The following is a 15,091-nucleotide window of genomic DNA, read 5'->3' on the forward strand; positions in this document are numbered from 1 at the left end:
CGCTTTAACGCATAAGAATGTTTTACGAACATAGATATAAATCATGTGTTTGATTGGGATATTGCCTCTGTATTGCAATAGCAATAAAACTTTACTGAACATTCAGTAAAAAGTTCTTGAATGAGTTGGAAGAACATTATATTATTGTAAGATATAAATATCTTTTCTACTTATCAATACTTTCGCCATTCCATTAGGGTGTGAATGCTGTATATTAAATAAAAACATGCAATATGAGCTAATTCTCTTTCACATTCATTACAATATGAAAATAATCTATAGTAGTAGCTAATATATTTTCATCATTACTTTTCTCATTAAAACGAAATCACAATAATAAATAAATGGAGGAATCATACCTCCTATTAAAAAGGGAGATGCAGAACTGTGAAACAAGCCTTAAAACAGATTGAAAAAGACATTTTTGCTGTGTTTGACCATCTCCACTGTCATGCAGAGATTAGTTGGGAAGAGGTTCAAACCACAAAGTTTATTAAGGAACAGCTTGAAAAGGAAGGTTACCATACCCACACCTTTGAGGATTGCACAGGGGTTATCGGGGAAATAGGAGAAGGTGACTTTACTGTTGCACTAAGAGCTGATATGGATGCACTTTGGCAGGAAAAGGATGGAAAATGGCAAGCTGTTCATTCTTGCGGTCATGATTCACATTCAACGATGGCCCTTGGGGTTGTGAAATTATTTAATAGAATGGGCTACAAACCGCCCGGTAAACTGAAGGTGATTTTTCAACCAGCAGAGGAAAAAGGCGCTGGCGCTTTGAAAATGCTTGAAAAAAAGGTGATAGATGGTGTTGATTTCTTATATGGAGTGCATCTTCGTCCCATCCAAGAGCTGCGTAGCGGCTATGCCTCTCCTTCCATTTGCCACGGTGCCTCTCAAACCGTTACAGGGGTAATTAAAGGAGTTTCAGCCCATGGAGCACGCCCACATCTTGGTATTAACGTCATTGAGGTTGGCAGCAGCCTGATTCAAGAAATAGGCAAAATCCATATGGATCCTCAAGTACCTGCATCCATAAAAATGACAGCGTTTCATGCAGGCGGACCAAATGCAAACGTCATCCCGGACCGTGCTGAGTTTACGCTCGATTTACGAGCCCAAAACAACGATGTAATGAATGAATTAGAATATAAGCTAACCCAAATTGCAGAAGGCCTTTCTGCTATCTATGACGCAGACATCAAGTTGAAGTCGGAAATCAAACTTCCAGCAGCACAGGTTGATCCGACAGCTCAGGAAATGATGGAACATGCCATTATTGAAGTAATGGGACAAGATTGCTGCGCTCCGCCTGTCATTACATCGGGCGGCGAAGATTTCCACTTCTACTCGCTTATGAAGGAAGATTTGAAGACAACGATGCTTGGACTTGGCTGTGACCTGACACCAGGACTGCATCACCCGGATATGACATTTAACAAGGACGATATATTAAATGGGGTTCTTATTCTAGCCTCTACTGTGATGAAAACCTTTGAACGAGGGAAAAAATAAGGTATGATTTTGGAAGATGGCGGCAGGATTACCCCTGCAGCCGGTGAATATTTTTGTAATCAAATTCCCCTGTCGAATTTACGTCCGGATTTTTATCAAACTCGCTTGATAAATTACCTATAAAAAATCGCAAGACTCGCCGAAGGCTTAACTTCATTCAGCCGGGATTTGAATCCCCACTGAATCGGAGAGCTATTCGCATTCATCCCCCACTTACAAAAGTAGAGGATAAATGCTGAATGAAGTTAAAGAATCTGAAACCACGGAGGCATAAGATGAAGCTGGATCGCGTCGTATTAAGACATTTACAAATGAAACAAAAATCACCTTTTTCAACAAGCTACGGGACGTTTACAACAAAGGACTTTATTTTGGTCGAGGCCATTGATGAAGACGGCATCACAGGCTGGGGAGAGGGTGTTGCGTTTCATGTTCCATGGTATACCGAAGAAACAGTGAAGACAAGCTGGCATATGCTCGAGGACTTCCTATTGCCGCTCGCATTCAATTCCCCTTTTGAACATCCGGATGAACTGAACACACGCTTTTCTTTTATCAAAAAAAATAACATGGCAAAAGCAGCGATTGAAGGTGCCGTTTGGGATCTTTATTCAAAAAGGAAGGGTATTTCGTTAAGCCAAGCCCTCGGAGGGAAAAAGAAGAGCATCGAAGCCGGTATTGCCATTGGCATTCAGAAGACGACTGATGACCTGCTTCGCATCATTGATAAATATGCGGTAGAAGGATACCGCCGAATGAAAATCAAAATTAAACCTGGCTTGGATGTTGAGTTGATTGCCGCCATCCGCAAGCAGTTCCCGACGATTCCGTTAATGGCCGATGCGAACTCAGCCTATACTCTAGCAGATATTGACCTGCTGAAAGAGTTGGATCAATATGGACTGATGATGATTGAACAGCCGCTCGGCTCGGATGATATTATCGATCATGCTACGCTGCAAGCACAGATTCAGACGCCGATTTGTTTGGATGAGAGTATTCTTTCTATCGAGGATACACGAAAGGCGATTGAACTTGGAAGCTGTAAAGTGATAAATGTAAAAATTGGCCGTGTCGGTGGATTATCTGAGGCTATAAAGATTCACGACTTGTGTAAAGAAAGGGAAATACCTGTTTGGTGCGGCGGCATGCTGGAAGCTGGAGTGGGACGAGCGCACAATATTGCAATTACGTCATTGGAAAACTTCACAATGCCTGGAGATACGGCTGGTTCCTCCCATTATTGGGAACGAGATATTATTGATCCTGAGGTTGAGGTAAAGAATGGATTGATTACAGTACCTGAGCAGCCTGGGATTGGGTATGAGGTGAACAGGAAGATGGTTGATTATTATACGGTTAAGGCGAGAACCTTTCGAGGGGCTGCAAAATAAACAGCTATTACATTCTTTCCAAGGCACACAATAATGCACCCGCGAAAATTACGGGTGCTTCTCAAATCTTCAATTATATCCCCCTCGAATGCCATTTCCAAGCACTTGCAATCATGTCCACTAATGAATACTTCGCCTTCCAGCCAAGCTCCTTGAAGACTTTTTCTGAAGAGGCAACAAGTCTCGCCGGGTCCCCTTCTCTGCGATTCGCCATAATCATATTCGCTTGCTTCCCGGTCACTTTTTCACAGGTTTCAATTACCTCTTTTACAGAATAACCTAAGCCATTGCCAAGGTTATAAATGGCGGTTTCTTTATTACCCAACAGCAGGGCATCAAGCGCTAACATATGCGCCCTCGCTATATCTGTTACATGAATATAATCGCGGATACAAGTACCGTCTGGTGTGTCATAATCACTGCCAAACACAAAAATGCTTTCACGCTCCCCTAGCAGCTGCTGCAGCACAATTGGAATTAAGTGAGTTTCCGGATAATGCTTTTCACCGATTTCACCTGTTCCATAGGCACCGGCCGCATTGAAATAACGGAGTACAACATAATGGAAACCGTACGCTCTCGCATAATCTGCCAATATCTGTTCAATCATTAACTTGGAACGACCGTACGGGTTGATTGGAAGAGTCGGAGTTTCTTCTGTAATCAGCTCAAACTTGGGAACCCCATATACTGCTGCAGTCGAAGAAAATATGAAATTTTTCACCTCATACTTCTTCATAGCTTCTAATAATATCATGGTTGCAGCTACATTATTTTGATAATATTTCATCGGATCTACAACCGATTCACCAACAAGACTGTTGGCCGCAAAATGCATCACCGCTTCTATTCCATAGGTAGAAAATACAGAATCCAAATCCCCAACATCCCCTAAATCCCCTTCAACAAAAATAGCTTTCTCATCAACGGCCCATCTATGGCCAGTTGATAGATTGTCGAGTACCACTACTTCCTTCTCTTTTACTAATTCTTTAACCATATGGCTGCCTATATAACCGGCCCCGCCGATGACTAAAATCATGGAAGCATCCCCTTTAAATAAGATCCAAGATAAAGCCATAGCATTTCTAAAACTTATCCTCAAATTAAAATTTAAAAGGAATTTTTTCAAAAAATCTGCCATTTTTCTATCAGTCTTTTAATTTTATAGTAGTAGTCCTAGGATTCTTTATTATCTGCTGACCTCTCTATTACGGTGAGATTTTTCAAATGTAAATCCCCTCTTCTATTGCTGCAGATCCCTCTATATTATTTCTATCTTAATCATCGCCCCCTCCACCTGAATCACTGCCACTGGAGGAATCTCCACTGTTTGATTCAGGATTATTATCATAGTCGTTATCGTGGTCATAATAGTGGCTGCTGCCATGAGAACCCCTTTTTACACTGCTTCGTTTAGTTGGAAAAAGAATAATGGCTAAAACAACAGCCGCAATCCCTAGTCCTTCATTATTTGTAATAAAGAAAATAATACCAAGCAAGACAAGCAGGACACTGAATATCCTTAACATAACCTTTGTCATTTAGAGATTCCCCCTAAACATTTTTTTATAGATATTCAGTTTTACTCTTATATATTCACAGCAATATGTTCCGTATAAAGAACTTTTATAACAAATTTCGTTCTATTTAGGTTATAATTATTTAAATATTTAAAATTTAAAATATTCAGGGAGGTTTTGTTATGCCTTTAATAGCGATGAAAGAGATCCTCACACCACTAAAACTAGTAGGTATTCGGTTATTTAAATCAAGTGATGGGGAGTATTATATAAAATTTTGGAATTGTCCGAGGAGAAAAATTATTAATTAATAGAGAAACGCTGTTTATAAAGTGGTATATTGCAATTTTCAAAAATACAAATGTTAAATTTGACAGAATAGTGTATAATTAATAGTGATAAAAGTCACACTACTAAATTTAAAAGGAGAGATTAATATTGCCTTTAGTTGAAATGAAAGAAATTAGCACACCACTTAAACTGGTAGGAATAAAACTTTTCAGATCAAGAGAAGGCGAAATTTATGTGAAATTTAGAAATCGCCCGCGAAAAAAGCTCTTTAATTAGGATCGCTATCTCTCCACACCTGTCCTGCCGCATTCCTCTTTATCTGCATAATTATGGCTGAAAGGAATAGACCCGATAGGACTCCAACAGCATAAAATCCTACATCAAAGAGCCTTCCAGCTCGTACAAAGAACAGCTGGAAGAGCTCAGTCATATATCCATACCATATACAAGTAACAAAGCAGAACTGGTACGAGTGAAAACATTGGAGAGCAAGGAGCCTTAATAGAAAAAACGAAAGGATATGGCCTACTTTCTGGATCATAAATCCTTCTGTGATGGCCGGCAATGGAGAAAGAACATTGAAAAATCAGGTGACTTCTGAAATGTAAAATGGACTGAATGAAGAATGATTAATTCATGTAAATTAGACACTTAGGTCTTTTAAAAAAAAACGGCTCTTGCCCAGATATAAAGAAACATCGTTTTAACTATTAACAAACTATTCGCACTTTCCAATAGTTAGTACAAACCGTTTGAAAATGTACTTTCAGCCTTAAAAGCAACCGATGCCGAACGAGTTCTCGGCATCTTTTTTTGTGTACTGATGCTCTGTTAATAATATGATTGTAGCTTCTTCACTATTGAATAGCAGAAGTCTGATAAAATAATACGATACTACTAGATTGTTTCAATGAGGAAAACACTTTTCCAGAAAAAATGTTTCCAATTTCACATGTTATTTCTTATAATAATTTATTAAACGCTCCCCATCTGTCTAAATGGCTGTTGACGGGGTAAATTAGTATAAATGCATATAAAAAGAAGGGAATTATATGAAACGGAAATATCTATACATAGGCGGCTGTGTTTTAGCGATTGTACTCATTACATTCAGTGTTTTCCAGTGGAATTCAAAGGTGGAGACAACTGTCGAAAAATCTAAAGAAGACCTTAAAGTGGCTGAAACTAAAAAGAAAACTACTAGTGAGAACGGAGAATCTCCTGAAAATGCAGAGGGGTTGGCTGATGAAGGTACAACTAGTAATCCGAATAGTAATCCTGCAAAAGGGAACAATCACTCTACAACTCATTCAAACACCGAGTCAGGAAATGGACAATCGCAAACAGACGGCACATCAGACACTGAAGGAAACACCGAATCCCCCCGTTTCAAAGGTACTTCCTTAGAGCAGATAAAGGCAGCTTACCGAACTATTTTCTCGGATCTTGAAGTTCAGGAAACGAGCAGAGCGGACCAATTAATGGTCCAAGCAAAGGCTGATTATGTCAGCGGTAAAATGACAAAATCAGACCTTGTGGTTAAATATCAAGATGCAGCAACGGCTCTCGAGCAAAATGCTGATAAAATATTTAATACCATTTACAATCAGTTACTGGATGACTTAGAAAAATATGGCCATAATCCAAGCGAAGCGGTAGAATTTAAAGACGAGTATGAAGCAAAGAAACAGCAGCGTCTGGCACGAATATTTAGTGAATTAGAAGCTTTTTAACTAAAAATAAAAGCTTACTTAAAACCTACATCAAGCAGGTTTTAAGCTTTTTTCATTTTCTTTCTGCCCGTCGCACAAAAGGGATGACTCAAATGAGCCATCCCTTTTGCCGTATTCCCTTATTCACTACCGTAATAGTAGTAGTAATGACTCTGGTTGACATTTTTATGATTTAACACGGTACCAAGAAGTTTTCCGTTAGCTGATAATAATAATTCCTTTGCTTTGATTGCAGCTTCAACTTCCGTCTCACCACTCTTAATCACAAGAATCGTGCCGTCACATAGATTGGCCAGTATTTGTGCATCTGTTACTGCAAGTACAGGCGGTGTATCAATAAGGATCATGTCATACTGTTCTAAAGCTTTATCAAGTAGATCCTTCATTACTTGTGACCCAAGCAGCTCCGCAGGATTTGGTGGGATAGGTCCTGTTGTCAGAATAGATAAATTCTCTATGGCTGATTCTTGGATACATCCCTCGAGACTACCTCGTTTTGTTAGAACATGTGTTAAACCTTTTTGATTTTCGACGTTAAATTTATAATGAACGGTCGGCTTACGCATATCCGCATCAATCAAAAGAGTTTTCTTCCCTTGCTGTGCAAACACAATCGCTAAATTCGCAACCGTTGTTGATTTCCCTTCCCCCGGTGCTGAAGAAGTGACAACAATTGAACGAATTCCTAAATCAGATGAAAATTGGATATTTGTCCGAATCGTTCTGTACTGTTCAGAAATCGGTGAACGGGAATTTAGGAAGGTAACTAAGGACTTTTTATTTGGAAGCTTATTTTTTTCCTTTTTCTTAAACTTCAACCTTTGCACCCCCCTTATTGTTCATAATTGACGATTTATTGGCAGTACTTTTTTGATTTTCTAATTCAATTGTATTAACCGCTCCAAGTACCGGCAATCCAAGTAACTTCTCAATATCCTGTTCATTCTTAATCGTGTTATCAAGATATTCTAATAAGAAGGCAATCCCTACGGAAGCCATTAATCCGACAACGAGAGCAATCGCCATATTTAGCACCGGCTGCGGTTTAATTGGAGTTGGATTTTCTGGCATCTCTGCAGGCGTTAGAATATGAATATTATCAATCCTCATAAGTGCTGAAATTTCACGCTGGAATACCTTTGCAATTTCGTTTGCAATGGTCACGGCCTTTGCAGGGTTTTCATTTTGGACCGCAATACTGACAACCTGAGAATCACCTTCCTGTGTAACATTTATATGGCTATTCAAACCTTGTGCAGATGTATCTAAATCCAATTCTTCAATTACCTGGTCTAAAATATATGGACTTTTTAAAATAACATTGTACGTTTCAATGTATTTTGCATCATTATCAAATGACATGCCTGCAATAGATGCTAATGATCCTGCCGCAGCTTGGCTGACTAGAATCTGAGTGGATGCCTGATAAACCGGCTTTAAAAAGGAATAGCTGACAACACCGCTTGCTACAGTTGCAAGCACGGTTATGATGACAATCATTGATAATCTCTTTCTTAAAACAGCAAATAATTCCCTCAAACTTATCGTTTCTTCTTCCATGTGGCCCTCCTAATTGTGCATGTGTTTATTGCTCCTGCTCTTATTAAGAAGCAGTCGCTATTATTCTACAAAATAAGTCTAAATTCCCAATAGTTTCTATTATAGTCGAAAAACGTAAAAAACCAAAGACTTTCCTAATGGTAAATTACTAGTAAAAGTTTTTGTTTTTCAAATAATAATTTTTCGCCCTTTTGACAAAATTTCTTGTTGGGAATTACCACCTCATTTTCTATCATATAAGGCGTTTTTTATTCCATTTGAAACCACAGGAGTAATTATACTATAATTCTACAAACCTCAACAAAAAAATTTATTGGTAATTAACCAGGCTAAAAGCCTTTTTATTTTAAATTCACAGAAAAGTGTTAAAATATCTAGATAACACTTGAAAGGTTGATTGGTTCACCATGAATGCAATGAAAATATATTTGATGTTAGTTGGCTTGATGATTGTCTGGGGCTTCAATGTGTCCATGGTAAAAACCATCGTGGAAAACTGGGCTCCGATTACCATTACGTCTTTGCGGATTTTTACTGCATCGCTAGTAGTATTCTTTATGCTCGGCATTACGCGCAATATCCGCTTACCAGCTAAAAAAGAATGGATATACATAGCGTTAGGCTCCCTGTTAAGTGTCGTCCTCCACCATTATTTTCTAGCTGACGGCTTGTCGAAAACATCCGCTGCGAATGCAGGCTTGATTCTCGGAATGGGGCCTCTGTTAACCGTTGTTTTATCGATGATTTTTTTAAAAAAAAGGCCGACAGCACTGACGTTAGTAGGATTCTTCCTTGGCGGTATCGGAGTGTCAATTACTGTTTTATTTGGAACAGGCACCATTCGTTCTATTAATATAGGTGATTGGGATATCTTTATGGCTATTTTATCTCAGGCGATTAGTTTTCTCATTATTAATAAAGTCTCCAAAACAATGAATCCGGTTCTATTTACAGGTTATATGTTATTTTTCGGCTCGATGATTCTGTTTCTCATCAGCGTAGTACTTGAACCGAACGGATTAGCCACCATTACAAAAGCAGCTCCGTCCCTATGGATTGTCTTCCTTCTTTCAGCTGTTTTTGGCACCGGAGTTGGGCACGCGGTCTATAATTATTGCATCAGCCAGGTGGGACCAGCGGAAGCTTCGATTTTCTTGAACTTAAATACTTTCTTCTCTATAGTAGGAGCCGCTTTATTCCTAAACGAGGCAATCGTTCCCGCTCACTATGCCGGATTAGTACTTATTGTATCTGGAGTACTCCTTGGATCAGGAACACTAGAAGCATGGATCTCACAACGAAGAAATAAACAGCTGCAGATATAAATAATGATGTCAGGCACCCTAAAAAGACAAAACGCTAGAAAATGTCTTTTTGCGGTGCCTGACACCACTTTTAACGATAAACCTTTCTTCATGTACAGACACCTGCCTTATTTTCCGGGCATAGGATAGAGCAAGTCTATTTGTAAGAGGTGGTTGTATGGGGTTTTCTCTTCCGACCGTGTTAACCGGACCGTTAATTCGCAGAGTGGAGCCGACTCAAATTTTTATTTGGATTGCAACAAGCTCTCGTTTTCGGATCCACGCCGAGCTTTTTCTTATGAAAAGGAACGAAGGAAACTGGACAGAGCAGTACCTCCACACTCACAGTAACACCGAGACCATTCAATTTGGAAAGAGGTTATTTATAGTTACCCCTGCTCAAGGACCGTTTCCACAGGATCAATTACTGGGCTATAATCTGTTTTTCAACAGCCATAAAGAATCCTTTCACCTTGGGGACCTTGGATGGCTTTCCCCCAACCACTCCAATTCCATTGTTTATGGTGATTTAACCTATCCTACCTTTTTCATGAACAGCTCTGAAAAACCTTGCAGACTGCTTTACGGATCCTGCCGCAAGCTTCATGGAAAAGGTGAAGATACTCTTGCTCTTGGCGATGATCAGATAAGCCAGCAGTATGACCATATCGAAGATCGGCCAGGCTCTCTATTTTTACTGGGAGATCAAATATACGCTGACGACGTTCCTGATCCAATCATTCGTGTCATTTCCCAATTGGGTGAACAATTAATAGGACAAAAGGAACAGCTTGAGCCGTTAGACAGTCATTTAAACGACGAACCACTCCGCACCTCCATTCACCAAATAAACGGCAGGCAGTTTATCATGGAAAATCTTTGTCATTTTACTTCATCTTCAGCCGCTAATCATCTCATTGAATTCGGTGAGTATGCTGTGATGTACTTACTCGCGTGGAGTCCGGCGCTCTGGGAGTCCTCCTATGAACAGGGTTTATTCGAATCATTCGAGGAAGCCCTTGAAAACAACCATATCCATCTTCATTTTCAAGCCCATCACCCGTTCACAAAGAAGCAGCAGCAGGTCATCAAACAACTTAAAGATCGCTACAATGAACAACAGGAACTGTTAACAACGATTCAGTATTCTTTATATAAGGTTCGAAGGCTGCTAGCAAATATCCCTTCCTACATGATTTTTGATGATCATGATATAACTGATGATTGGAATATCTCAAGTACCTGGAGAAAAAATGTGGAGCAAGCACCACTTGGCAAACATGTGGTTGCCAACGGCTTGTCCGCTTATTGGGCGTTTCAAGGCTGGGGCAATGACCCCGATGCATTTGGTCCTGAGTTTATTTCCATCATGAACAACTACTTTCACGGCCTTAGAAAAGGGGATATGCATAACTATCATAATCATTGGATAGAACTTCTATGGAAGGAACAGCAATGGCACTTTATTACACCAACCATCCCGACTGCCGTTGTTCTCGATACCCGAACAAAGCGGGATTATGCTCTTCAACCAAAGCCTGTAAGCTTGGGAAGAATCATTGAGGATACTCCCCAGCCCCCTCAGCTAATCAATCAAAGAGAATGGCAGCAGGTGACCAAGCAGCTGTATGACAGCGGATGGAGGGCCGGTCGTCCACTTATCGTTGTTTCCGCTCCTCCTGTCTACGGCATGGGTCTAATCGAAACCTTTTTACATGATTATGTGTATCCCCTAAGGTTACTAGGGATGAAAACCCAGACTACCTTTGATTTTGAGGCTTGGAAATATAACGGCAGAGGCTTTACCAACTTCCTTGAGCAGGCAGCAAATTGGGGGCCGAGTGAATGTATCATTCTATCAGGCGATGTCCATTACGGCTCATCTGTCTTTTCGACCGTGACCTTCTCTGACAGCCGTGAACTGAAGGTAAAACAATTTACAGAACTCCCGAACGAGAAAGCCCACGGCTTTAGTCGTGAGATGAGAGTGAGGTCAAACTAGGCGTGTCGATTGACAGGTTGATCGTTTGACCTTTTTTAATTTTTATTAAAATAACGCTAAAAAAAGAACCTATGTTCTGTTATAATGGTAATAGGCAATAAAAAGGAAGGGAGGGAATGAATTGGAGATTTTTCATAAGGGATATAAATTCCGATTATATCCGACGAAAGAACAGGCAGCTTTGATTAACAAAACGATTGGCTGCTGTCGGTATGTGTTCAACTGGGCATTAGGTCAACAATACGATAAAAATGCTTATTGGTACATCGTGGAGGAAATGGTTCAAAACGGGCAGTTAAATCAGAATCTTTGGAAATCTGAATTTTATCATGCAGCCAAACAACAAAAAGAATTAACCGGTCTGAAAAAAGAGATTCAATGGTTGAATGAAGTAGATTCAACTGCTTTGCAAAATTCTCTTCAACATCTAGGGAGTGCCTTCAAAAGCTATTATGAGAAGACAAAGGCAAAGCCTAAATTTAAAAGCAAAAGGAATGAAATTCAGTCCTATAAATCAAAATGTAACTATGGAAAGTCAGGAGCGACCATTCGTATTGAAAAAGAAGGTTATCTTCGCCTGCCGAAATTAGGTCTTGTCAAGTTCTCTAAAAGTAAAGAAGTGAAAGGTAAAATCCTTTCGGCTACGGTACGCAGAGCCCCTTCCGGTAAGTATTTTGTGTCGTTGTTGACCGAACAAGAGGTTCAATCGGTCCAACGATCGATGTTCGAAGTAGGGATTGATGTCGGGCTGAAGGTGTTTGCGACCCTTTCAGATGGCACGAAAATTAAAAATCCGAAATGGTTCCAAAAAACGGAGGAAAAGTTGGCGAAGGCTCAACGTATCCTTTCAAGAAGAAAAAAAGGCGGTTCAAACTGGTACAAGCAAAAGAAAAAGGTAGCTAGAATTCATGAAAAGATCGTGAATCAACGAAATGATTTTTTGCACAAGGTATCTACTTCGCTTGTGAACGAAAACCAAGTCATTTGCATGGAGAACCTGCGTGTAAAAAATATGTTAAAGAACGGAAAACTAGCCAAAGCCATATCAGAAGTATCCTGGTCAGAGTTTCGTAGAATGTTAGAGTATAAATGTGAATGGTATGGCAAGCAGCTGAGTGTAGTTGGGGCCCATTTTCCCAGTTCCCAAATATGTTCAAGTTGTGGAGCAAAAAATAAAAAAGTAAAAGATTTATCGGTACGTATATGGACATGTTCGTGCGGTGCTACACATGATCGAGACGAAAACGCTGCGAAGAACATTTTCCAAGAAGGGAAACGCCTTCTAACCGTCGGACAGACGGGGCTAGCCTAATGGTTGCTAGACAGCGTTTTAAAGCAACCCTTTTGAGTCAAAAGATTCAAACGACATAGGAAAACTTATGGCTTAAGGAGCTTTGTTGAGAAACAAGGTGACTTAACGCAAGTGGGGTTAAGAATCCCACTGCTTTAGCTGTGGGAGTGTCAAATCCAGTCCGTTAAAAAATATGAGCTTTTCAGATATTTGGGGCTCGCTTTTAAAATTAGCTATTGAAGTGAACATTTTAAAAAGAAAAAATAAGGATATCCTTCGGTACTGTGATCCTTCTTATCATATCCAGACGGTTGAAAAAGAAGAGGCAGTAAGAAAACCTTACCTATGGAAAGATCTGCTTCGCTACAAGCCGGTTAACAAAGATTATATTATTGAAACAGAGAATCATCTCAGCATGCTTTCCCTTACTGCCGAAGGTATCGAAAATAAGCGTTGGAAAAAGGTGAAAGACGCCTCAAGGATTTAGTTCTATGAGACGTCTTTTTCTTTTTGGATAAAATCCCCAGTCTACTCAACATACAGAGTCTTATTCACGCATATTAGTTAAAGGAATATTGTTTCCTCGTACGGGCTATGTTGGCCTTCCAAAGTAGAAAATGTTTTTTTGAAAATTTTGTTAAAAATCATTGTTGCTGGAAGAGCCATGTTGTACAGTATTCATATGTTTGATTTAGAAGAATTCACGGGAACGTACACCACAGATCATTTCTTACATAAAGACTTTGTCTAAAAACGTCCTTATGCAAGAAACACCGTCTGCAGGAATTCTAAACAGGAGATGATGGAGATGAAATCAGCACCTATATCTAACTCTGAAAGGATTGTGACGATTGACATTATTCGGGGTTTTGCACTTCTCGGGATATTTCTAGTCAACATGCCAGCCTTCCATTCCCCGGCGTTTATGGTCAGTTATCCGGACTATTCCGGCGTGAATTACTGGCTTGACTTGCTATTTCAAATGTTTGTCCAAACAAAGTTCTATACCATTTTTTCCTTTTTATTTGGTCTCGGCTTTTACATATTTATGAGCCGTGCTGAACAAAAGGGGCTAAAAATTAACCGATTGTTTTCAAGACGGCTGTTCGCACTATTATTATTCGGCGCCCTGCACATCGTTTTTCTTTGGTATGGCGACATCCTGCATACCTACGCGATTACCGGCTTTCTTCTGCTTCTTTTTTATAAAAGAAAGCCAAAGACACTCTTGATCTGGGCATTTAGCTTATTGTTTATTTTCCATGCTCTGATTTCCGCACCGTTTCTGATACCTGCCACAGAGATGGAATCAATTGCCGCGGGACTTGACCAAGAGGAAGCCGCTAAGCTTGGAGAATACGTGGATATGTATGAAAACGCACCCTATTTAGAATGGGTGTCCTACCGCCTGCAAACAGAAATGGGTCGGCTTTTAGCCAATCTTCCTTTTGCTCTGTTCAACATTTTGGCGTTGTTTTTATTCGGGTTGTATGCTGGAAAAAGGGGTGTGTTCAAGGATGTTTCCGCGCATCTGCCAATGATTAAAAAGGTTTGGTGGACGGCGTTAATCTTAAGTATTCCACTTGTTACATTCTTAGCTCTATATAAAATGGATGTCATTGACGTTGGTGTCTATCAACAAAATGCTATCTACCTGTTCACCAGCCTTAGCGGTTTAACTCTATGTTTCTTCTATATATCATCCTTAACACTCATGCTGCGCCGCGAGTTTTGGCAGAGGTTTCTCCGTCCGCTCGGCTACACTGGGCAAATGGCCTTAACGAATTATCTGTTACAAACATTTATCTCCGTGGGGATTTTCTTAGGTCTAAATTTTTACGGCAAAGTCAGCCTAGCGACTGGAACGCTTATCTGTCTAGTAATCTATGCGGCTCAAACTCTGTTCAGCTATGTATGGATGAAAAACTTTCGCTTTGGTCCGTTTGAATGGCTGTGGCGGACGATGACGTACGGATATATTCAGTCCATGAAAAAAGAAGAGAAGTTGAGCAACTCCAATAGACAAGATACAGGTGTTTAAATAGGAAATAGGTTATCTATCCTCCAAAGGAAACTTGTGGTATGATCCATTTAATTTTATACTTACTATTATAATAGTAGTTATTGTTTAATACGGAGGGAAAACATGCATAAATACAGACGCCGCAATACACCAGCCTTCACCATTTTGTCTTATTTTACACTGATTGCTGGTATTCTATTATTTTGTATCGGACTCTACAATGAGGATTCACTTGAATTAAACGAAAAAGGTTATTATCTTGCCGTTATGATTCTAGTTGCCGTTGGTGCGATCCTAACGCAAAAGGTGACAAGAGATAATTATGAAGATGCTGAAATTATGGCTGAGCTTGAAAGAAAACAAAATCAGTCTGCTAAGCTGGATTAAGATTGACCTGGGGTGCTAGTCCATACTCTATTGTGAGCCGGGATTAGCGCCTTTTTTGATTCCAT

The 15,091-nt window shown here is 39.8% G+C and carries 14 protein-coding genes; 9 read left to right on the forward strand and 5 right to left on the reverse strand.

The genetic code is table 11. The features are described 5' to 3' along the window. Positions 1 to 387 precede the first annotated feature (387 nt). Together F4V44_RS24025 and menC are read left to right on the forward strand one after the other, a co-directional pair. Positions 388 to 1,518 (forward strand): M20 peptidase aminoacylase family protein, encoded by a 1,131-nt coding sequence (locus F4V44_RS24025; protein WP_150442546.1) that lies wholly within the window; start codon positions 388 to 390, stop codon positions 1,516 to 1,518. 275 nt (positions 1,519 to 1,793) lie between these two features. Further along, positions 1,794 to 2,912: an o-succinylbenzoate synthase gene (menC, locus tag F4V44_RS24030; protein WP_150442547.1), complete on the forward strand. Its 1,119-nt coding sequence runs from the start codon at positions 1,794 to 1,796 to the stop codon at positions 2,910 to 2,912. A 73-nt stretch (positions 2,913 to 2,985) separates the two neighbouring features. Here menC and galE read toward each other — a convergent pair whose 3' ends face one another. The 3 genes from galE to F4V44_RS28480 form a co-directional block, all read right to left on the reverse strand. Beyond that, the gene (gene galE / locus F4V44_RS24035; protein WP_150442548.1) at positions 2,986 to 3,954 is read right to left on the reverse strand and encodes a UDP-glucose 4-epimerase GalE; all 969 of its coding nucleotides are present in this window, start codon (positions 3,952 to 3,954) and stop codon (positions 2,986 to 2,988) included. Between the two features lie 238 nt (positions 3,955 to 4,192). Beyond that, positions 4,193 to 4,456 carry a hypothetical protein gene (locus F4V44_RS24040; RefSeq protein ID WP_150442549.1) on the reverse strand — a complete coding sequence of 88 codons (264 nt, stop codon included), beginning with the start codon at positions 4,454 to 4,456 and terminating at the stop codon, positions 4,193 to 4,195. 538 nt (positions 4,457 to 4,994) lie between these two features. After that, positions 4,995 to 5,267, reverse strand: coding sequence for a VanZ family protein (locus F4V44_RS28480; RefSeq protein ID WP_191090835.1), 273 nt, complete (start codon positions 5,265 to 5,267; stop codon positions 4,995 to 4,997). A 511-nt stretch (positions 5,268 to 5,778) separates the two neighbouring features. Here F4V44_RS28480 and F4V44_RS24045 point away from each other — a divergent pair. Further along, positions 5,779 to 6,459, forward strand: coding sequence for a hypothetical protein (locus tag F4V44_RS24045; protein ID WP_150442550.1), 681 nt, complete (start codon positions 5,779 to 5,781; stop codon positions 6,457 to 6,459). A 119-nt stretch (positions 6,460 to 6,578) separates the two neighbouring features. On the opposite strand, the gene F4V44_RS24050 is transcribed toward F4V44_RS24045, so the two are convergent. Both F4V44_RS24050 and F4V44_RS24055 read right to left on the reverse strand, forming a co-directional pair. Then, positions 6,579 to 7,277 carry a CpsD/CapB family tyrosine-protein kinase gene (locus F4V44_RS24050; protein WP_150442551.1) on the reverse strand — a complete coding sequence of 233 codons (699 nt, stop codon included), beginning with the start codon at positions 7,275 to 7,277 and terminating at the stop codon, positions 6,579 to 6,581. Beyond that, positions 7,267 to 8,019, reverse strand: coding sequence for a YveK family protein (locus F4V44_RS24055; protein ID WP_150442552.1), 753 nt, complete (start codon positions 8,017 to 8,019; stop codon positions 7,267 to 7,269). Before F4V44_RS24055 ends, F4V44_RS24050 begins: the two co-directional genes overlap by 11 nt. A gap of 407 nt (positions 8,020 to 8,426) precedes the next feature. Between F4V44_RS24055 and F4V44_RS24060 the strand changes: the two genes are divergently transcribed. The 6 genes from F4V44_RS24060 (at position 8,427) to F4V44_RS24085 (ending at position 15,026) form a co-directional block, all read left to right on the forward strand. Next, positions 8,427 to 9,344, forward strand: a complete 918-nt coding sequence (locus F4V44_RS24060; protein ID WP_150442553.1) for a DMT family transporter — start codon at positions 8,427 to 8,429, stop codon at positions 9,342 to 9,344. Positions 9,345 to 9,501: 157 nt separating this feature from the next. Beyond that, positions 9,502 to 11,325, forward strand: coding sequence for a metallophosphoesterase family protein (locus F4V44_RS24065; RefSeq protein ID WP_150442554.1), 1,824 nt, complete (start codon positions 9,502 to 9,504; stop codon positions 11,323 to 11,325). A 121-nt stretch (positions 11,326 to 11,446) separates the two neighbouring features. Next, the gene (gene tnpB / locus F4V44_RS24070; RefSeq protein WP_191090836.1) at positions 11,447 to 12,637 is read left to right on the forward strand and encodes an IS200/IS605 family element RNA-guided endonuclease TnpB; all 1,191 of its coding nucleotides are present in this window, start codon (positions 11,447 to 11,449) and stop codon (positions 12,635 to 12,637) included. 172 nt (positions 12,638 to 12,809) lie between these two features. Then, complete coding sequence (locus F4V44_RS24075; RefSeq protein ID WP_150442555.1) at positions 12,810 to 13,103, forward strand: hypothetical protein; 294 nt, start codon at positions 12,810 to 12,812, stop codon at positions 13,101 to 13,103. 321 nt (positions 13,104 to 13,424) lie between these two features. Beyond that, on the forward strand, positions 13,425 to 14,657 hold the full coding sequence (locus F4V44_RS24080) for a DUF418 domain-containing protein (protein ID WP_191090837.1): 1,233 nt from the start codon (positions 13,425 to 13,427) through the stop codon (positions 14,655 to 14,657). 105 nt (positions 14,658 to 14,762) lie between these two features. Continuing rightward, positions 14,763 to 15,026 carry a YiaA/YiaB family inner membrane protein gene (locus F4V44_RS24085; RefSeq protein WP_150442557.1) on the forward strand — a complete coding sequence of 88 codons (264 nt, stop codon included), beginning with the start codon at positions 14,763 to 14,765 and terminating at the stop codon, positions 15,024 to 15,026. Positions 15,027 to 15,091 lie beyond the last annotated feature (65 nt).

The organism is Niallia endozanthoxylica, from assembly GCF_008710145.1.
In the GTDB taxonomy this organism is placed as follows: Bacteria; Bacillota; Bacilli; order Bacillales; family Cytobacillaceae; genus Bacillus_BD; species Bacillus_BD endozanthoxylica.